The sequence below is a fragment of the Pseudomonas sp. PSPC2-3 genome (genome assembly GCF_049898265.1).
GTDB lineage: Bacteria > Pseudomonadota > Gammaproteobacteria > Pseudomonadales > Pseudomonadaceae > Aquipseudomonas > Aquipseudomonas veronii.
Genome location: NZ_JAFCXJ010000007.1, coordinates 44,952 through 64,016 on the forward strand (window position 1 = coordinate 44,952; position 19,065 = coordinate 64,016).

The window sequence follows — 19,065 nt, forward strand, 5'->3', positions numbered from 1 at the left end:
GGTTTACTCGGCGGTATGAGCGTCGGCGGCGCAGGCAGGTTTGCCCGCTGCGTATTTAAGACTGGGGTCGACCAGCGCATCAAAGCGTTTCAGCGCTTCGGAGCCGATCAGCAGCGGGTATTGGAAAGCGCTGCGGTCAGTCAAGTTCACTTCGATGCTGCGTAAAGCGCTGCCCATGCAGATATCCAGGGCAATCACCGGACGGGCGGTGTAGTTCTTGTCCTCATCGGGGTCGTAGTCACCGGCGCGGCGCTTGATCTTGCTGACGCGGGCCAGTGGGCGTTCGATGGGGTGGGAATGGGCAGTGTCGATGGCCAGGTAGAAGCGTACCCAGGATTCGCCATTGCGCTTGAAGCGTTTGATATCGCGGGCGCTCAACGAAGCGGTCTTGGCGCCGGTGTCGAGTTTGGCCGCCACTTCCAGGTCGATATCCGCCAGCTTGGCGTATTCGTTGAGGCCATACACGGTCTTCTCGGCGGCAGCGCATAGCCCCGGCATAAGTCCTGGTATGAACAGTAGGCAAAACAATCGGGGGAAGGGCTTGAGTCTCATAAATCCTGAGGCGGTGCAGTGCGATGTTCAATTCAAGGCGACTGGCATTGCTGCGCAAGCTCCCTCGTGCGCCGTTTCATCAAGAGATGTCAGGCAAAAGCGGCGTCTATTCTAACATGATGCTTTTTTGGCGCCAGCGCTGGCAGGCGGCCATGCCCTTGTTGCTTACAACGGCGGTTATTAGACGATTGTCGACAATGTTGATTTATTCTTTGACTAAGTAGGGCTTATTGGCTAGTTTTTGCGGCATTGCTTTTAAAGGTGTCGACAATATGCTGGATCAATCGGAAGCTCCGGTGGTCTCCCCGGAAGAATCCCAGACAATGTCGGAGAACGTCTTTAGGCGTATACAGGCCGCTATCGTCAAAGGCGAGATCGCCCCCGGCAGCAAGATCTCCGAGCCGGAACTGGCGCGCACCTATGGCATCAGCCGCGGCCCGTTGCGTGAGGCGATCCACCGTCTCGAAGGCCAGCGCCTGCTGGTGCGCGTGCCCCATGTGGGCGCTCGCGTGGTGTCGTTGAGCCACGCGGAACTGATCGAACTCTATGAAATCCGCGAATCCCTCGAAGGCATGGCGTGCCGCCTGGCCGCCGAGCGCATGACCGATGCGGAGATCGAAGAACTGCGCCAGGTGCTGCACACCCACGAACGGGATGCGGCGTTCCAGGCGGGTGTCGGCTATTACCAGCAGGAAGGCGACTTCGACTTTCATTACCGGATCATCCAGGGTGCGGGCAACCGCACCTTGACCCAAATGCTCTGCGGCGAGCTGTACCAGTTGGTGCGTATGTACCGCATCCAGTTCTCCGCGACCCCCAATCGTCCACGCCAGGCCTTTGCCGAGCATCACCGTATTCTTGACGCGATCGCCGATCGCGACGGTGAACTGGCCGAGTTGTTGATGCGTCGTCACATCGGCGCCTCCAAACGCAATATCGCCCGCCACTTCCCAGGCGGTGCTCCCCAGACAGCCACTCAGCGAGGTGAGTCATGAGTTCCAATAACAACCGCACTCCAGGCCAGCGTTTCCGTGACGCGGTCGCCAGCGAACACCCATTGCAGGTGGTCGGCACGATCAATGCCAACCACGCACTGCTGGCCAAGCGCGCCGGTTTCAAGGCGATCTACCTGTCGGGTGGCGGGGTGGCCGCGGGCTCCCTCGGCGTGCCGGACCTGGGCATCACCGGCCTCGATGACGTGCTGACCGACGTGCGCCGCATCACCGACGTGTGCGACCTGCCGCTGCTGGTGGACGTGGACACCGGTTTCGGCTCCTCGGCGTTCAACGTGGCACGCACCGTCAAGTCGATGATCAAGTTCGGTGCCGCGGCCATCCATATCGAAGACCAGGTCGGCGCCAAGCGCTGCGGTCATCGCCCGAACAAAGAAATCGTGTCCCAGCAGGAAATGGTCGACCGCATCAAGGCCGCCGTGGATGCGCGCACCGATGACAGCTTCGTGATCATGGCGCGTACCGATGCGCTGGCCGTCGAAGGCCTGGAATCCGCCCTGGACCGCGCCGCCGCCTGCATCGAGGCCGGCGCCGACATGGTGTTCCCGGAAGCCATCACCGAGCTGGACATGTACAAGCTGTTCGCGTCAAAGGTAAAGGCGCCGATCCTGGCTAACATTACCGAGTTCGGTGCAACCCCGTTGTACACCGTCGATCAACTGAAATCTGCCGATGTTTCCATCGTGCTGTACCCGCTCTCGGCCTTCCGCGCCATGAACAAGGCCGCCGAAAACGTCTACACCGCGATCCGTCGCGACGGCACCCAACAGAACGTGATCGACACCATGCAAACCCGCATGGAGCTTTACGATCGCATCGACTACCACACCTTCGAGCAGAAGCTCGACGCGCTGTTCGCCGCCAAGAAGTAACGAACGCGCCTCCCGGATAACTACAAAATTGGAGAGTAACCATGGCTGAAGCAAAAGTACTGAGCGGCGCTGGCCTGCGTGGCCAGGTGGCCGGGCAGACCGCACTGTCCACCGTGGGCCAGGCCGGTGCCGGCCTGACCTATCGCGGCTACGACGTGCGCGAACTGGCCGCTGATGCGCAGTTCGAAGAAGTCGCCTACCTGCTGCTGTACGGCGAATTGCCGACCAAGACCGAACTGGCTGCCTACAGCGCCAAGCTGAGCAAGCTGCGTGACCTGCCCCAGGCGCTCAAGGAAGTGCTCGAGCGCATCCCGGCCGACGCCCACCCGATGGACGTGATGCGTACCGGTTGCTCGTTCCTCGGCAATCTCGAGCCGGAGCAGGACTTCAGCGTACAGCGCGATGTCACCGACCGTCTGCTCGCTGCCTTCCCGGCGATCATGTGCTACTGGTACCGCTTCAGCCATGACGGCAAACGCATCGACTGTGTGACCGACGAACCTTCCATCGGCGGTCACTTCCTGCACCTGCTGCACGGCAAGGCGCCGAGCGAGTTGCACGTCAAAGTGATGAACGTGTCGCTGATCCTGTACGCCGAGCACGAATTCAACGCGTCGACCTTTACCGCGCGTGTCTGTGCGTCGACCCTGTCTGACTTGTATTCGTGCATCACCGCCGCCATCGGTTCGCTGCGCGGCCCGCTGCACGGCGGCGCCAACGAAGCGGCGATGGAAATGATCGAGCGCTTCTTGTCGGCCGAGGACGCCGTCGACGGCACCCTCGCCATGCTGGCGCGCAAGGACAAGATCATGGGCTTCGGTCACGCGATCTACAAAGACAGCGACCCGCGTAATGAAGTGATCAAGGGCTGGTCGAAACTGCTCGCCGAAGAAGTGGACGACAAAGTGTTGTTCCCGGTCTCCGAAGCCATCGACAAGGTCATGTGGGAGCAGAAGAAGTTGTTCCCCAACGCCGACTTCTACCATGCCTCGGCGTACCACTTCATGGGCATCCCGACCAAGCTGTTCACCCCGATCTTCGTGTGCTCGCGCCTCACCGGCTGGGCCGCGCATGTGTTCGAACAGCGCGCCAACAACCGCATCATCCGTCCAAGCGCTGAGTACATCGGCGTCGAACAGCGCAAGTTCGTGCCAATCGAACGTCGCTGAAGGCCGACGATTCCAGGATTGAAATGAGGTCAAAAGGTGGGAGGGGGCTTGCCCCCTCCCACATTTGAATCGCATTTCAAATCTGGATCAGTGGGTTCCTTTTGTAATCACCGTGACCGAGTCCTGACGATGAACACTGAATTTCGCAAATCGCTCCCCGGCAGCCGCCTCGATTACTTCGACGCCCGCGCGGCTGTCGATGCAATCACCCCCGGCGCCTACGCCACCTTGCCTTACACCTCCCGCGTACTCGCGGAAAACCTGGTGCGTCGTTGCGACCCGGCCACCCTCAACGCTTCCCTGAGCCAACTGATCGAGCGCAAGCGCGACCTCGACTTCCCTTGGTTCCCGGCGCGGGTGGTGTGCCATGACATCCTCGGCCAGACCGCCCTGGTCGACCTCGCCGGCCTGCGCGATGCCATCGCCCTGCAAGGCGGCGACCCGGCCCAGGTCAACCCGGTGGTGCCGACCCAACTGATCGTCGACCACTCCCTGGCCGTCGAAGCCGGTGGTTTCGACCCGGACGCGTTCGAGAAAAACCGCGCCATCGAAGACCGCCGCAACGAAGACCGCTTCCACTTTATCGAGTGGACCAAAAAAGCCTTCAAGAACGTCGACGTGATCCCGCCGGGCAACGGCATCATGCACCAGATCAACCTGGAGAAAATGTCTCCGGTGATCCAGGTGCGTGACGGCGTGGCGTTCCCCGACACCTGCGTCGGCACCGACAGCCACACCCCGCACGTGGATGCCCTCGGCGTGATCGCCATCGGCGTCGGCGGCCTCGAAGCCGAGAGCGTGATGCTCGGCCGCGCCTCGTGGATGCGCCTGCCGGAAAGCGTCGGCGTGGAGCTGACGGGCAAGCTGCAACCCGGTATCACCGCCACCGACATGGTGCTGGCGCTGACCGAGTTCCTGCGTCAACAGAAAGTGGTGGGCGCATGGCTCGAGTTCTTCGGCGAAGGTGCATCGGCACTGACCCTGGGCGACCGCGCGACCATCTCCAACATGGCCCCGGAATACGGCGCCACCGCGGCGATGTTCTACATCGACCCGCAGACCATCGCCTACCTGAAACTCACTGGCCGTGAAGACGCACAAGTCGCCCTGGTCGAGCAGTACGCTCGCCAGACCGGCCTGTGGGCCGACGACCTCAAGGGCGCGAAATACGAACGCGGCCTGACCTTCGACCTGTCCAGCGTCGTGCGCAACATGGCCGGCCCGAGCAACCCGCACGCCCGTGTCGCCACCAGCGACCTCGCCGCCAAAGGCATCTCCGGCCAGTGGGAAGAAGTACCGGGGCAAATGCCCGACGGTGCGGTCATCATTGCCGCGATCACCAGTTGCACCAACACCAGCAACCCGCGCAACGTGATCGCCGCCGGCCTCCTGGCGCGCAACGCCAACAAGCTGGGGCTGAGCCGCAAGCCGTGGGTTAAGTCGTCCCTGGCGCCCGGTTCGAAAACCGTGGCCATGTACCTCGAAGAAGCCGGCCTTGGGCACGAACTGGAAAAACTCGGTTTCGGCGTGGTGGCCTTCGCCTGCACCACCTGCAACGGCATGTCCGGTGCGCTCGACCCGGTGATCCAGCAAGAGATCATTGACCGCGACCTGTACGCCACCGCCGTGTTGTCGGGTAACCGCAACTTCGACGGGCGTATCCACCCGTATGCCAAGCAAGCGTTCCTGGCTTCGCCGCCGCTGGTGGTGGCCTATGCGATTGCCGGCACCATCCGTTTCGACATCGAGAAGGACGTACTGGGCCTCGACGCCAACGGCAAGGAAATCCGCCTGAAAGACATCTGGCCGAGCGACGAAGAAATCGACGCGGTGGTCAAGGCGTCGGTCAAGCCGGAGCAGTTCCGCAAAGTGTATATCCCGATGTTCGCGATCCACGAAGACACCGGCCCGAAAGTCGCGCCGCTGTATGAGTGGCGCCCGCAAAGCACCTATATCCGCCGTCCGCCGTACTGGGAAGGCGCGCTGGCCGGTGCGCGGCCGCTCAAGGGCATGCGCCCGCTGGCAGTGCTGCCGGACAACATCACCACCGACCACCTGTCGCCGTCCAACGCGATCATGCTCGACAGCGCCGCCGGCGAATACCTGGCGAAAATGGGCCTGCCGGAAGTCGACTTCAACTCCTACGCGACCCACCGTGGCGACCACCTGACCGCGCAACGCGCGACCTTCGCCAACCCGAAACTGTTCAACGAAATGGTGGTGGAAAATGGCAAGGTCAAGCAGGGCTCCCTGGCGCGCATCGAGCCGGAAGGCAAGGTCACGCGCATGTGGGAAGCCATCGAAACCTACATGGAACGCAAGCAGGCGCTGATCATCATCGCCGGCGCCGACTACGGTCAGGGTTCGTCCCGCGACTGGGCGGCCAAGGGCGTGCGCCTGGCGGGTGTGGAAGCGATTGCCGCCGAAGGTTTCGAACGCATTCACCGCACCAACCTGGTGGGCATGGGCGTGTTGCCGCTGGAGTTCCTGTCGGGCACCGACCGTCACACGTTGAAGATCGACGGCAGCGAAACCTATGACGTGGTCGGCGAACGCACCCCGCGCGCGCAGTTGACCCTGGTGATCAACCGCAAGAATGGCGAACGTGTCGAAGTGCCGGTGACCTGCCGCCTGGACACCGCTGAAGAAGTGTCGATCTACGAGGCGGGCGGCGTGTTGCAACGTTTTGCCCAGGACTTCCTGGAATCGGCGGCGACCGCCTGAAGAGGATAACCATGTCACACGTACCGCAAATCAAGATCCCCGCCACCTACATGCGAGGCGGCACCAGCAAGGGTGTGTTTTTCAGCGTCCAGGACCTGCCCGAGTCGGCGCAGGTCCCGGGTGCCGCACGCGATGCCCTGCTGTTGCGGGTGATCGGCAGCCCCGATCCCTACGACAAGCAGATCGACGGCATGGGCGGCGCCACGTCGAGCACCAGCAAAACCGTGATCCTGGCCAAGAGCAGCCGCGCCGAGCATGACGTGGATTACCTGTTCGGCCAGGTCGCCATCGACAAACCGTTCGTCGACTGGAGCGGCAACTGCGGCAACCTGTCGGCGGCGGTGGGTTCCTTCGCCATCAGCGCGGGCTTGGTCGACCCGGCCCGCGTGCCGCGCAACGGCGTGGCCGTGGTGCGGATCTGGCAGGCCAATATCGGCAAGACCATCATCGCCCACGTACCGATCACCGACGGCGCGGTGCAGGAAACCGGCGACTTCGAACTGGACGGCGTGACCTTCCCTGCCGCCGAAGTGCAGTTGGAGTTCCTGGACCCGGCCGCTGAAGAAGAGGGCGGCGGTGGTTCGATGTTCCCCACCGGCAACCTGATCGATGACCTGGAGGTGCCGGGCGTCGGCACTTTCAAGGCCACGCTGATCAACGCGGGTATCCCGACGATCTTCATCAACGCGCAAGACCTGGGCTATACCGGTACCGAGCTGCAAGGCGCGATCAACGGCGACCCGAAAGCCCTGGCGATGTTCGAGACGGTGCGGGCCTATGGCGCGTTGCGCATGGGCCTGATCAAGCATCTGGACGAAGCCGCCCAGCGTCAGCACACGCCGAAGGTGGCCTTCGTGGCACCGCCTGCGGACTACGTGGCTTCCAGCGGCAAGGCGATCAAGGCCGGCGATATCGACCTGCTGGTGCGTGCCTTGTCCATGGGCAAGTTGCACCACGCGATGATGGGCACCGCAGCGGTGGCGATCGGCACGGCGGCGGCGATTTCCGGGACCTTGGTCAACCTCGCGGCGGGCGGGGTGGAACGCAACGCGGTGCGCTTCGGGCATCCGTCCGGCACCTTGCGGGTCGGCGCTGAAGCCACCCAAGTCAACGGCGAATGGGTGGTGAAGAAGGCCATCATGAGCCGTAGCGCGCGGGTGTTGATGGAAGGCTTTGTACGCGTCCCAGGCGACGCCTTCTAAAACCCAACACCAATCCCCTGTGGGAGGGGGCTTGCCCCCGATAGCGGTGTGAAGTCGACACATTCATTGACTGACCCACCGTCATCGGGGGCAAGCCCCCTCCCACAAGGGATCTCTATTCCAAGGCAGGCATCGAAGATCTGCTTCCAGTAACCGTGAGCCCGAGGACTGCCCCCCCACCCACTTTGGAGAACAGCCATGAGCGCCAACGTCGACCAGAACACCCGCCCCGACTACGACCAGGTTTTGCAGGACATCGCTGACGGCGGGCGGCGTGGAACGCAACGCGGTGCGCTTCGGGCATCCGTCCGGCACCTTGCGGGTCGGCGCTGAAGCCACTCAAGTCAACGGCGAATGGGTGGTGAAGAAGGCCATCATGAGCCGTAGCGCGCGGGTGTTGATGGAAGGCTTTGTACGCGTCCCAGGCGACGCCTTCTAAGGCTCGATACACATCCAATGTGGGAGGGGGCTTGCCCCCGATAGCGGTGTACCAGTCGACACATTCATTGACTGACCCACCGTCATCGGGGGCAAGCCCCCTCCCACAAGGGATCTCTATTCCAAGGCAGGCATCGAAGATCTGCTTCCAGTAACCGTGAGCCCGAGGACTGACCCCCCACCCACTTTGGAGAACAGCCATGAGCGCCAACGTCGACCAGAACACCCGCCCCGACTACGACCAGGTTTTGCAGGACATCGCTGACTACGTCCTCAACTACCGGATCGACTCCCCAGCCGCGCTGGACACTGCGCGCTACTGCCTGATGGACACCCTCGGTTGCGGCCTGCTGGCGCTGCGGTTCCCGGAATGCACCAAGCACCTGGGGCCGCTGGTCGAGGGCACGGTGGTGCCGTTCGGCGCGCGGGTGCCGGGCACGTCGTTCCGGCTCGACCCGGTCAAGGCCGCCTGGGACATCGGCTGCATCGTGCGCTGGCTCGACTACAACGACACCTGGCTCGCCGCCGAATGGGGCCACCCCTCGGATAACCTCGGCGGCATCCTCGCCGTGGCCGATCACCTCTCGCAACGACGCGTGGCCAATGGCGACGCGCCGCTGACCGTGCGCGCAGTGCTGGAGGCGATGATCATGGCCCACGAGATCCAGGGTGTGATTGCCCTGGAAAACGCCTTCAACCGTGTCGGTCTCGACCATGTGCTGCTGGTGAAAGTCGCCTCGACGGCGGTCACCGCCAAGCTGATGGGCGCCAACCGCGAGCAACTGCTGTCGGCGCTGTCCCACGCCTTTGTCGACGGTCAGGCATTGCGCACCTATCGGCACGCACCGAATGCCGGTTCGCGCAAATCCTGGGCGGCGGGCGATGCCTCCAGTCGCGGTGTGCGGCTGGCAGACATCGCGCTGCGCGGCGAGATGGGCATCCCCGGGGTGTTGAGCGCGCCGCAATGGGGCTTCTACGATGTGCTGTTCAGCCACACCAACAAGGACCTGGCGCTCAAGCCCGAAGACAAGCGCACCTTCAGCCTGTCCCAACCCTACGGCACCTATGTGATGGAAAACGTGCTGTTCAAGATCAGCTTTCCCGCCGAGTTCCACGCGCAAACCGCCTGCGAAGCTGCGGTGACCTTGCACCCGCAGGTTGTGGATCGCCTGCACGACATCGAACGCATCGTGATCACCACTCATGAGTCGGCGATTCGGATCATTTCCAAGGTCGGCCCATTGGCCAATGCGGCCGACCGCGATCACTGCCTGCAATACATGACCGCCGTGCCGCTGGCCTTCGGCACGCTGGTGGCCGAGCAGTACGAAGATGAGTTCCACGCTGCGCACCCGATCATCGACGAGCTGCGCGAAAAGATGGTGATCGTCGAAGAGCCCCGCTACAGCCGCGAATACCTGGAGGCGGACAAACGTTCCATCGCCAACGCGGTGCAGGTGTTCTTCAACGATGGCACCCACACCGAGCAGGTCGCGGTGGAGTACCCGATTGGGCATCGTCGGCGCCGGGTGGACGGTATTCCGTTGCTGGAAGACAAGTTCAAGGCCAACCTGGCGACGCGCTTTACGGCCCAGCGCAGTGCCGAGATTTTTGCGTTGTGCAAGGATCAGGCGCGGCTTGAAGCGACGCCGGTGAATCGCTTTGTGGATTTATGGGTGATATGAACGCGCCGTGGTTGCGCACGCTCGCGAAGGGCAGGTTTTGACACTGACATACTTTGCGATTGATGCGTCCTACATCTTCGGAACCGTTTTCAGATAGAAGCCAATCAGGTGTCAGATGCCCTGCAGGCGCAGGTCATCTGGCAAGCGATGCTTGCGGATCAAACACCTGAATCTGAAAAGGCCCTTTTATGAATAGCGTAAACAATCGCCCGCCAATGCCCAACACCGTCGGCTATGACATGTCGCCGAACGCCAGGCTCCGTCGCGCCGACGAGAGCCTCAGAGTACCTGACAGTCCTCTGGCCAAGGCGTCGTCTGCGGCAAAAAACGCGGTACCCGCTCATCTGGAACACCTCTCTGGCCAGAACAAACAGTTGGCCGAAAAATATGATCAGATGGTCGCCAAGTTAACGCCGCAAATCATGAAGCTTCAGGAGCAAGTGAACCAGCTTGCGCAGCACCCCAAGGTGAAGGCAGCGTCTGGAAAAGAGGCGGCACCGTCGAACCCCAGTACTCGTGGTGATCCTGCGGCGAAGCAGAACGGCACGTCGCCTGAAGCGCGCGGCCGTATGGACAATACACAAGGGGCCGGGCGGGATGCTCCTCCCTCCCTTGAGCGCTTGACTGCCGAAAATAAGCAACTGGGCGATAGGCTCAATAAGTTGGAGTCCGGTTTCAATTCGGTCGTTAAAGGGCTTCAAGACCAGATCGGTGATTTGAGTAAGAGGTTGGGCGCGGATACTCCCCAGACCCGGATGCCTCCCGCAGCGCAGGGGCAGGGGCAGGGTCAGGGTCAGGGTCAGGCCAATCAGGGAGCTTCTTCCGGTCAGGGCAAGCAAGGCGCGGCGCAGGGTCAGGGGCAGGCCAATCAGGGTGCTTCTTCCGGTCAAGGCAAGCAAGGCGCGGCGCAGGGGCAGGGTCAGGCCAATCAGGGAGCTTCTTCCGGCCAGGGCAAGCAAGGCGCAGCGCAGGGTCAGGGTCAGGGGCAGGCCAATCAGGGTGCTTCTTCCGGTCAAGGCAAGCAAGGTGCGGCGCAGTCCAACGAAAGCAACCCGTCGGCCCGGTCCGATGAATCAAACCAGGCGCCTCGTACCCTCGAGGATCTCGCACGCGACAATGAGCAACTTCGCACACGCATCGACCAGATGATGGCTGAATTTTCCAAGGTGATTTCCGAACTGCAGAAGCAAATCGAGCAGCTGAATAACCAGATCAAAGCGCTGAAGGGTTAAGTTCAGCGATAGAAAAACGGGTCAATGTGGGGCGGTAAGCCCGCACCTGCATCGACCCCGTTCTGCTGAACATTCATTCAAAGCGCAAAATAACCCGACGGTTATGCTTGCTCTTCTTCTCGATCTTCTCGCAAAACACCCGGCCGATTTCTTCGGTGTTGATCACATGGGTGCCGCCGCATGGCTGGATATCGATTCCGGCAATTTCAATTACGCGCACCGAGCCCTGGATCACGGGCGGAGCTACCGCTTGGGTGCGGGTGATCTGCAGCAGGGTTGCGTACTCCGACGCGGGCATCGACAGGGTTTTCACCTGATGAGCCTGTTCGATCAGCGCGTTGATATCGCGGGTGATGCTGTCTTTGTCCAGGGTCATTTCCGGCAGGTCGAAATCCAGTCGCCCTTTGTCGGCGCTGATGCTGCAGCCGGTGACCGGGGCGTCGATGAGCGAACACAGCAGGTGCAGGCAGGTGTGCATTTTCATGTGCTGGTAGCGCCGCTCCCAATCGAGGCTGGCATCCACCTGGACCCCGGCGCTCAACTGCTCGGGACAGTGTTCCACCTGGTGCCAGATGATCGAGCGCTGCACCGGGTCGCGCACCGTGCCGAGGATGTCCACGCGCGTGCCGTCGTCCAGGGTGAAGTGGCCGCTGTCGCCGGGTTGCCCGCCGCCGGTAGGGTAGAACAGCGTGTGCTCCAGGGCGATGCCGTGTTCGCTGACGGCAATCACCCGGGCGCTGAAGGCGTTCTGGTAGGGCGCGCTGTCAAACAGCGCCAGGGTTTCCATGGTGTGCACAGACATGTTCAACCTCCGACAATCAATGGGCTGGCTTGCAGCAGGTGACGCACCATTGCGCTCAAGCCAGGGGGGGAAAGCAGGGTGATTTCAAATTCCGGCCCGCAGACTTTCAGGTTCAGCGGCAGGCGTGGCAGGCGGTCGCCCATTTCGATGTGGCGCAGGCGAAATTGCAGGTGATGGCGTTCTTTCACCGTGGGTTCGAGCATCAGCCCCTGCAACGGGTGAAAGTCGGCGTCCAGCACCGTGACCTTGTGGTTGGCGTTGATCTCGCCGACCACGTGCAGGCGCTCATCGAGAGCGAAGGCGCCGAGGTAGCTGCTGTGCTCCGATTCGTCGTTCTTTTGCAATTGGATCTGGTTGACCACCTTGACCTTGGTCCCCGCCGGTACGTCCTGGGTGATCACGCACGCTGGGCTGATGAACACGTTGTCGCCGATCTGCACGTAGCCCAGCACGCGGGCGCCGGAGCCGATCTCGACGTTGTTGCCCAGGCGCGGGTGGCGCTTGCCGTCGGGGTTGTTGGCGATGCCGCGAGCGCCGAGGGTCACGCCGCAGAGGATGTAGCAGTCGTTGCCGATCTCGCAGGTTTCACCGATCACCGTGCCGTAGCCATGGTCGAGCACAAAGCGCCGACCGATGCGCGCTGCCGGGTGAATCTCCGCGCCGGAGAGGATCTTGCCCTGGTTGCTGAGCTTGAGGGCAATGCGCGAAAACATCCCGTTGGTCTGGTCGGGAAAATGCCACACCCGGTGCGCCAGCCGGTAGAACAGCACCGCCTTGAACGAGGCATAGGATTCCAGGATCAACTCGCCGCGTCCGCGCGACGCCGGGTCGCGGTAGGCGTAGGCAATCAGGTCCTCGGCCACCGCCTGGGCGGCGCTCTGGACCAACGGCGCCAAGTGCGGCTCCAGCTGCTTCATCTGCGTGGGCGTCAGGGTCTTGATGAGGTGGGTAAGCAATTCATCGTGCAGATGTTGCATGTCGATAAAGCCGCCCATGGAGGCACCCCCGCATTCTGGATGGTTGGATAACCGGTTATTCGAAACTGGGCAGGTAGCTGTCGGCATTGTCGTAGACCATGGTCAACACCACCGTTTCGGGCGGTAACTCCGGGGCGAGCTTGGCGATGGCCACCATATTGGCGGCCGAGGACAGGCCCAGGCTGATGGCATCGGTACGCATGATGCGTTTCATCATGTCGAGGCATTCCATGCGCGACACCTTGAGCATGCCGTCCAGCACGTCCAGGTTGAGGATGCTCGGGATCAAGCCGATCGACAGGCCCTGGATATGGTGGGGTGCGTGCTGGTTTTTCAGCAGGTCGCATTCCTCCGGTTCCACGCCCATCACGCGCAGGGCCGGCCAGGCGGCCTTGAGGGTTTCGCCGATGCCGGTGATATGGCCGCCGGTGCCGATGCCGCTGACGAAGTAATCCACGCGCTGCTCACCGAAGGCGCTGAGGATCTCCGGCGCGGTGGTGTCGCGGTGGGTCTGCGGGTTGGCGCCGTTGCGTTGCTGGTTGAGCATCACGTAGCTGGGGTTTTCCAGTTGCAACTCCATGCATTTCTCGCCATGGGAATTGTTGCCGAGGCGGCTGTCCGACAGCACCACCTTGGCGCCATACAGGCGCAGCAGTTTCTGCTTTTCGGGGCTGTAGTTATCCGGGATCACCAGCACCACTTTGTAGCCGAGCACGTTGCCAGCCATCACCAGGCCAATGCCGGTGTTGCCGCCGCTGGGTTCGATAATGGTTTGCCCGGAGTCGCGCATCAGCACGCCGCGACGCTCGGCGTCGAGGATCATGCCCAAGGCGATGCGCGCCTTGTGGCTGCCGCCGGGGTTGAGCGATTCCAGTTTGGCGTAGACCTCGATGCCGAGGTCTTCGGAAAACTGCGCCAGGCGCACGATCGGTGTGTGGCCGATGGCGTCGAGAATTGAGTTATGCAACATCAGGTCGTTACCCAGGGCCGTGATCAGTACAAAGGCATATCGGGTTCGACGTCGCGAACCCAATGTTTCATGCCGCCTTGCAGAACTTTGGTGTTGGCGAAGCCGGCCGCCAGCAGGGTGCTGGCCGCTTGCTCGGCGCGGGTTCCGGCGTAGCAGATCAGGTAGTGAGTGTTGTCTCGGCTGAGGCTGTCGAGCTGACCGTCCAGTTCAGCGAGGGGGATATGCACCACGCCCGGCAACTTGCAGACCTCCAGTTCGCTGGCGTCGCGCACGTCCAGCAGTACGTCGGCGCTGCTGTGGCGTTCGAGCAGTTGTTTGAGTACCCGCGGCTTGATGTAGCGCTCTTCGGCCAGGCTGGGCTTGCTCGGTACGGCGTCGGCGCAGACTGTCGGCGCGAGGGGTGCGCTGTGGCGCAGTTCCGAACAGCACGGGCAGTCGGCGCGGCGCTTGAAGCGGATCTCGCTGAATTTCATCGCCAGCGCATCGAAGCGCATCAAGCGGCCGGACAAGGGTTCGCCGATGCCGATCAGCAACTTGATCGCCTCGGTCGCCTGGATCATCCCGACTACCCCCGGCAGCACGCCGATCACTCCGCCAGCGCTGCAATTGGGCGCCAGTTCCGCTGGTGGTGCCTTGGGGAACAGGCAGCGGTAGCAGGGCCCGCCTTTGTAATTGAGCACGCTGATCTGCCCGTCGAAACGGTAGATGGCGCCGAACACCAGGGGTTTGCCCAACTGCACGCAGGCGTCGTTGACCAGGTAGCGCGTGTCGAAATTGTCGGTGCCGTCGATCACCAGGTCGTAGGCGCCGACCAGTTCCAGGGCGTTGTCGGCGGTCAGCGCGGTGTCGTGGGCATTGATCTGGATGTGGCTGTTGAGGTCTTGCAAGCGTTGCTTGGCGGACGCGACCTTGGACATGCCCAGGGTGCTGTTGCCGTGGACGATCTGGCGTTGCAGGTTGCTGCTCTCGACCACATCGAAATCCACCAGTCCCAGGGTGCCGATGCCGGCTGCCGCCAGGTACAGGCTGATGGGCGAGCCCAGGCCGCCGGTGCCGATGATCAGCACCTTGGCTTTTTTCAGGTTCAACTGGCCTTCGCGACCGACGCCGGGCAGGGTGATATGGCGCACGTAACGCTGCACTTCTTCATTGCTCAGGCTGTCGACGTCGATGCCGCCGGAGGTGGCGAGCAACACTTCAATCCTGGCCTTTTCCGGTAGCCGGTCGTCCGCTTCGATCAATGCTTCCTCGGCGGTAAACAGGAAGTGTTCCTTGAGCTGGTTGTTGTTCTCGTGGAACAGGTGCATACGCAACTGCGGGTGGCTGTCGCAGAGGTTTTCAATGACTTCGCGCAATGTCGATCCGGTGCCCTCAAGGGTCGATTCCGGCAGCTTGGCCACGCGAACCAGAATGTCGGGGAAAGAGACAGCGTTCATGGACAACTCCGTGTGCAGGTCGTTGAAGGGTTGAAGGGCGAAATGCTTGCCATCCCAGGCAAACAGCTTCGAGCCCAGGGCCTGGCCCTGGCGAACATCCACCACCAGGTAGCTGACGGGGTAGATCGGCTCGCCCATGAACAGCGCCTTGTCCTGGTCTTCGTCGCTGAAATAGGCACCGACGTCAGGGTGGGAGTGGTAGATCACCACCACCGGGTTGTCGCTGCGAAGTGCCTTGTTCAGCAGCAGCGTGTCGGCCACGGAAAAGGTGTAGCCGTTGGCCGCGCTGCGCGGGTACATCTCGGGGTTCTTGCGGTGCAGCTCGTTCTGGATATTGCGGCCCAGGTACACGCTGCCGTCGGCGAAGACGAAACCACAGCATTCCTCGGGGTAGCTGCGGCTGGCGTGGGCATAGATCTGTTCCAGGGCTTCTGGGCGGAGGACGTCCATGTTTCTCTCGCGTTCAAAGAGGCTCAATTTTTCTTGGCCATGAGTTTTTCGATGGGCAACTTGGTGATCGCAAAACCGGCCAGCAGAATGGCCGAATACAGCATGAGGTCGCGGGAAATCGCCACGCCTTCGTACCAGGCGCCGATGATCACCGCGAACACCGGGAAGATGATGAACACGAACGAGAGGATGATCGGGCTCAGGCGCTTGAGCAGCATGAAATACACGATGAACCCGCCCACCGATGCGACCAGGCCCAGGTAGAACAGGGCGCCCCACGAACGCAGGGTGATGGCTTCGAAAGTCGGTGTTTCAAACCACAGGCCGGCGACGAACAGCATCAGCCCGGCGATCCCGATGGGCAGTGTGTTGTAAGTGATCACGCTGATGGCGCTGCCTTTTTGCTTGGTAATGACGTAGCACAAGGCATGCATGATCGCGGCGCTCAGAATCGCCAGTACCCCGAAGAACTCGGCGTGGTCCAGGTGCAGGCCCTGGCTCCTGATGATCATGTAAAGGCTGCCGAAGCCGATACCGATGCCGACCACCTGGGAAAAGTAGATGCGCTCGCGCAGGAACAGCGCGGAGAAAATCAGGATGAACACCGGCATGCAACTGAACAGCAGCGCGGTGAGGCCGGACGAAACATGCATTTCGCCGTAGTTGAGCAGGTAATAGGGCACGCTGAAGTAGGACAGGGTCACGAACACGAAGAACCAACGGCTTTCCCGAGGGAACAGGATTGGCTCGCGGCGCACCATGGCAAAACACAGGAACAGCGGGAACGCGATCAGGAAGCGCAAGCCGGCGGAGGTCAGCGGCGGCACGCTCTCCACGGCGATTTTGATGCCGAGCCAAGTGGTACCCCAACTCAGGCAAACGATGAGAAACATCACACTGGTCACCAGGCCGGCCAACCACTGTTTTTGAGTTTTGGTTTTTGCAGCGTTTTCGAGAACGGCGGACATTGGCATCGTTTATTGCTTCCCTGAGCCGGAATTGAACTCTATATTGAACTTGTAATGAGTTATTTTTTTCGGCGATTGAACCCGTAAAAGCACACTATTAGGGCTAAAGATGGCTGTCAAAACAAATATTGACATGGTGTCAATTATGCGTGAGGGGTTGTCCAATGGGCAGGGCGTCAAGTACAAGCGCCTGTCCGATGTCATGGAACGGGGCATCCTCGAGGGCTTGATTGAACCGGGACGGAAACTGCCGCCCCATCGGGTACTTTCCGACAATCTGGGGGTGACCATCGGCACCATCAGCCGGGCCTACGGCGAGCTGGAACGCCTGGGGTTGGTGGTGGCACGGGTAGGTGACGGCACGTTCGTGCGCAAGCGTGGGATGGAGCGCCAACGGGATGAAGGTTTCCGCAACTTCAGCGAGGAGCCGCGCCAATACTTCGACATGAGCCGCAACATGCATATCCCGGGGCAGGAGACGGTGTTCCTGGCGCAGAGTTTCCAGACCCTGTCGACCAACGCCAAGTTTCTCCAGGACATCAGTGCCTACACGCCGGACGCCGGCCTGCCGCGTTACCGCGAAGCGGGTGCGCAGTGGCTGGTGCAGCGCGATTTTCATCCCATCCCCGAGCAGGTCATTTGCGTCAACGGCGGCCAGCACGGGTTGCTCTGCGCGATGATGGCGCTGCTGCGCGCCGGCGACACGGTGGTCACCGAGCAACTGACGTATCCAGGGCTGATCACCGCCGCACGCATGCTCGGTGTGCGCCTGATCGGCCTGGAGATGGATGACGAAGGTGTGCTGCCCGGGGCACTCGATGAAGTCTGTCGCAATCACCGGGTTTCGGCGTTGTACTGCACGCCCACCATCCAGAACCCGACCACTGCCGTGTTATCGGTCGCACGCCGCGAGGCGCTGGTCAAAGTCTGTCGTGAGCACAACCTGCTGATTCTTGAGGATGAAGCCCACGGTGTGCTGGTGGAAGACCGACCGCCGCCCCTGAGTTATTTCGCGCCCGAGCGTACGATTTTGATCAGCAGCTTGAGCAAGGCCGTGTCGGCGGGGCTGCGTGTCGGCTATGTGCATGCGCCGCCGGCATTGGTCAGCCGTATTTCAGCGGCGCTGCGTTCGACCTGCTGGATGGCCACGCCGGTGACCCTGGAGCTGGCGACCCAGTGGATCGAGAACGGCACGGCGGAATACCTGCTGCGCCAGCAGATCAACGAGATCAGCCGACGCAAGGCGTTGGTGCAGGGCCTGTTGGCCGGCCTGGAATACCGCACGCACCTCAATAGCCCGCACTTCTGGATTGAAGTCCCCGAGCCTTGGCGAGCGTCGGAAATCGAGGCCGAACTCAAGCAGAATAATTACCTGATCGCCACCGCCGAGGCGTTTGCCGTGGGGCAGACCGCAGTGCCGCAGTTTATCCGGGCGAGTATCTGCAATACGTCGGGAGATGATCAGTTGTTGCGGGCGGGGTTTGATGCGCTGGCCACTGCGTTGGGGCAGGGCGGTGGGCGCTTCCACCTTTAGGCGGGTTCGCCGAGTTATCGTTCATCGTGAGCCCGCCCGCTCCCACCTTTGGAATGCATTTTCCTGTGGGCGCGGGCTTGCTCGCGATGGTGTCGGTTCAGACAAACAGATTATTTAAAGCGGCGTTCGACGCCTTTCTCCACCAGAATTTTCGCCGAGATCTCTTCCACCGAGAAATGCGTGGAATTGATGTGCGCAATGTTCTCTCGACGGAACAGATTTTCCACTTCGCGCACTTCGAATTCGCACTGGGCATAGCTGGAGTAGCGGCTGTTGGGCTTGCGCTCGTTGCGGATGGCCGTCAGGCGGTCCGGGTCGATGGTCAGCCCGAACAGCTTGTGCGAATGCGCGCGCAGGGCAGTCGGCAGCGTCAGGTGTTCCATGTCGTCTTCGGTCAGCGGGTAGTTGGCCGCGCGGATGCCGAATTGCATGGCCATGTACAGACAAGTCGGGGTCTTGCCGCAGCGCGACACGCCCACCAGGATGATGTCGGCCTTGTCGTAGTAGTGGGTGCGGGCTCCGTCGTCGTTGTCGAGGGCGAAGTTCACCGCCTCGATACGCTCCATGTAGTTGGAGTTATGCCCAATGGAATGGGACTTTCCGACGGAATAGGAGGAATGTTCACTCAACTCCTGTTCCAGCGGCGCCAGGAAGCTCGAGAAAATGTCGATCATGAAACCATTGGACGTAGCAAGGATCTCACGAATGTCTTGATTGACGATGGTGTCGAAAATGATCGGACGAAAGCCGTCTTTTTCTGCCGCCAGATTGATTTGTTGTACCATGGCCCGCGCTTTATCCGCGTTGTCGATATACGGCCGCGTGAATTTGGCGAAAGTAACGTTTTCGAACTGCGCGAGCAGGCTTTGGCCCAGTGTTTCGGCTGTGATGCCGGTGCCGTCGGAAATAAAGAAAGCAGATCGTTTCATTTGAGCCCTGGGCCTTAAGCTGATGGCGAATCTTGGATATGATAGGCGCGATTTTGCCGTCCCTCTGTGGGCCGCATTCTCACTTATTTTCCAGGTCCAGGCCACAAGCGCT

15 protein-coding genes and 1 pseudogene are annotated in these 19,065 nt (G+C 61.5%); 9 read left to right on the forward strand and 7 right to left on the reverse strand.

Annotated elements, in window-relative coordinates:
• Positions 1 to 3: 3 nt before the first annotated feature.
• Positions 4 to 552 (reverse strand): ATP-dependent zinc protease family protein, encoded by a 549-nt coding sequence (locus ACP7E3_RS16720; RefSeq protein ID WP_026140213.1) that lies wholly within the window; start codon positions 550 to 552, stop codon positions 4 to 6.
• 272 nt (positions 553 to 824) lie between these two features.
• Between ACP7E3_RS16720 and ACP7E3_RS16725 the strand changes: the two genes are divergently transcribed.
• The 8 genes and pseudogenes from ACP7E3_RS16725 to ACP7E3_RS16760 all read left to right on the forward strand — a co-directional run bounded on the left by ACP7E3_RS16725 (position 825) and on the right by ACP7E3_RS16760 (position 10,887).
• Entirely contained in the window at positions 825 to 1,547 is a 723-nt protein-coding gene (locus ACP7E3_RS16725) for a GntR family transcriptional regulator (protein ID WP_046382415.1), read from the forward strand.
• A complete protein-coding gene (gene prpB, locus ACP7E3_RS16730) occupies positions 1,544 to 2,437 on the forward strand; it encodes a methylisocitrate lyase (RefSeq protein WP_017848474.1) in 894 nt (297 codons plus the stop codon). Before ACP7E3_RS16725 ends, prpB begins: the two co-directional genes overlap by 4 nt.
• A gap of 41 nt (positions 2,438 to 2,478) precedes the next feature.
• Positions 2,479 to 3,606: a bifunctional 2-methylcitrate synthase/citrate synthase gene (gene prpC, locus ACP7E3_RS16735; protein ID WP_046382416.1), complete on the forward strand. Its 1,128-nt coding sequence runs from the start codon at positions 2,479 to 2,481 to the stop codon at positions 3,604 to 3,606.
• Positions 3,607 to 3,735: 129 nt separating this feature from the next.
• Positions 3,736 to 6,330 carry a Fe/S-dependent 2-methylisocitrate dehydratase AcnD gene (gene acnD / locus ACP7E3_RS16740; RefSeq protein WP_426123763.1) on the forward strand — a complete coding sequence of 865 codons (2,595 nt, stop codon included), beginning with the start codon at positions 3,736 to 3,738 and terminating at the stop codon, positions 6,328 to 6,330.
• Positions 6,331 to 6,341: 11 nt separating this feature from the next.
• A complete protein-coding gene (gene prpF / locus ACP7E3_RS16745; protein WP_017848471.1) occupies positions 6,342 to 7,532 on the forward strand; it encodes a 2-methylaconitate cis-trans isomerase PrpF in 1,191 nt (396 codons plus the stop codon).
• 256 nt (positions 7,533 to 7,788) lie between these two features.
• Positions 7,789 to 7,971: pseudogene (locus ACP7E3_RS16750) on the forward strand (PrpF domain-containing protein); the annotation flags it as partial.
• Positions 7,972 to 8,170: 199 nt separating this feature from the next.
• Positions 8,171 to 9,655, forward strand: coding sequence for a 2-methylcitrate dehydratase (prpD, locus tag ACP7E3_RS16755; RefSeq protein WP_128192315.1), 1,485 nt, complete (start codon positions 8,171 to 8,173; stop codon positions 9,653 to 9,655).
• A gap of 188 nt (positions 9,656 to 9,843) precedes the next feature.
• Positions 9,844 to 10,887 (forward strand): hypothetical protein, encoded by a 1,044-nt coding sequence (locus ACP7E3_RS16760; protein ID WP_426123766.1) that lies wholly within the window; start codon positions 9,844 to 9,846, stop codon positions 10,885 to 10,887.
• Positions 10,888 to 10,960: 73 nt separating this feature from the next.
• On the opposite strand, the gene ACP7E3_RS16765 is transcribed toward ACP7E3_RS16760, so the two are convergent.
• The 5 genes from ACP7E3_RS16765 to ACP7E3_RS16785 are packed head-to-tail and all read right to left on the reverse strand — an operon-like array spanning position 10,961 to position 16,439.
• Entirely contained in the window at positions 10,961 to 11,689 is a 729-nt protein-coding gene (locus tag ACP7E3_RS16765; RefSeq protein WP_104902640.1) for an alanyl-tRNA editing protein, read from the reverse strand.
• A gap of 2 nt (positions 11,690 to 11,691) precedes the next feature.
• Positions 11,692 to 12,684 (reverse strand): serine O-acetyltransferase, encoded by a 993-nt coding sequence (locus ACP7E3_RS16770; RefSeq protein ID WP_046382420.1) that lies wholly within the window; start codon positions 12,682 to 12,684, stop codon positions 11,692 to 11,694.
• 37 nt (positions 12,685 to 12,721) lie between these two features.
• A complete protein-coding gene (locus ACP7E3_RS16775) occupies positions 12,722 to 13,636 on the reverse strand; it encodes a PLP-dependent cysteine synthase family protein (protein ID WP_046385199.1) in 915 nt (304 codons plus the stop codon).
• Between the two features lie 23 nt (positions 13,637 to 13,659).
• A complete protein-coding gene (gene moeB / locus ACP7E3_RS16780; protein WP_079444510.1) occupies positions 13,660 to 15,522 on the reverse strand; it encodes a molybdopterin-synthase adenylyltransferase MoeB in 1,863 nt (620 codons plus the stop codon).
• A 23-nt stretch (positions 15,523 to 15,545) separates the two neighbouring features.
• Positions 15,546 to 16,439, reverse strand: coding sequence for a DMT family transporter (locus ACP7E3_RS16785; RefSeq protein ID WP_162231523.1), 894 nt, complete (start codon positions 16,437 to 16,439; stop codon positions 15,546 to 15,548).
• A 160-nt stretch (positions 16,440 to 16,599) separates the two neighbouring features.
• Here ACP7E3_RS16785 and ACP7E3_RS16790 point away from each other — a divergent pair, with 160 nt between their 5' ends.
• Positions 16,600 to 18,024, forward strand: a complete 1,425-nt coding sequence (locus ACP7E3_RS16790) for a PLP-dependent aminotransferase family protein (RefSeq protein ID WP_026139808.1) — start codon at positions 16,600 to 16,602, stop codon at positions 18,022 to 18,024.
• 110 nt (positions 18,025 to 18,134) lie between these two features.
• Here the strand turns inward: ACP7E3_RS16790 and ppsR are convergent, their stop codons facing one another.
• Positions 18,135 to 18,953, reverse strand: a complete 819-nt coding sequence (gene ppsR / locus ACP7E3_RS16795; RefSeq protein WP_046382423.1) for a posphoenolpyruvate synthetase regulatory kinase/phosphorylase PpsR — start codon at positions 18,951 to 18,953, stop codon at positions 18,135 to 18,137.
• Positions 18,954 to 19,065: the final 112 nt, after the last annotated feature.

Coding starts and splice junctions, on each gene's coding strand:
- prpC (WP_046382416.1), top strand. CDS start 2,479: ATGGCTGAAGCAAAAGTACTGAGCGGCGCTGGCCTGCGTGGCCAGGTG.
- ACP7E3_RS16790 (WP_026139808.1), top strand. CDS start 16,600: ATGGCTGTCAAAACAAATATTGACATGGTGTCAATTATGCGTGAGGGG.
- moeB (WP_079444510.1), bottom strand. CDS start 15,522: ATGGACGTCCTCCGCCCAGAAGCCCTGGAACAGATCTATGCCCACGCC.
- ppsR (WP_046382423.1), bottom strand. CDS start 18,953: ATGAAACGATCTGCTTTCTTTATTTCCGACGGCACCGGCATCACAGCC.
- ACP7E3_RS16770 (WP_046382420.1), bottom strand. CDS start 12,684: ATGGGCGGCTTTATCGACATGCAACATCTGCACGATGAATTGCTTACC.
- ACP7E3_RS16725 (WP_046382415.1), top strand. CDS start 825: ATGCTGGATCAATCGGAAGCTCCGGTGGTCTCCCCGGAAGAATCCCAG.
- ACP7E3_RS16765 (WP_104902640.1), bottom strand. CDS start 11,689: ATGTCTGTGCACACCATGGAAACCCTGGCGCTGTTTGACAGCGCGCCC.
- ACP7E3_RS16760 (WP_426123766.1), top strand. CDS start 9,844: ATGAATAGCGTAAACAATCGCCCGCCAATGCCCAACACCGTCGGCTAT.
- prpB (WP_017848474.1), top strand. CDS start 1,544: ATGAGTTCCAATAACAACCGCACTCCAGGCCAGCGTTTCCGTGACGCG.
- ACP7E3_RS16720 (WP_026140213.1), bottom strand. CDS start 552: ATGAGACTCAAGCCCTTCCCCCGATTGTTTTGCCTACTGTTCATACCA.
- ACP7E3_RS16775 (WP_046385199.1), bottom strand. CDS start 13,636: ATGTTGCATAACTCAATTCTCGACGCCATCGGCCACACACCGATCGTG.
- prpF (WP_017848471.1), top strand. CDS start 6,342: ATGTCACACGTACCGCAAATCAAGATCCCCGCCACCTACATGCGAGGC.
- acnD (WP_426123763.1), top strand. CDS start 3,736: ATGAACACTGAATTTCGCAAATCGCTCCCCGGCAGCCGCCTCGATTAC.
- prpD (WP_128192315.1), top strand. CDS start 8,171: ATGAGCGCCAACGTCGACCAGAACACCCGCCCCGACTACGACCAGGTT.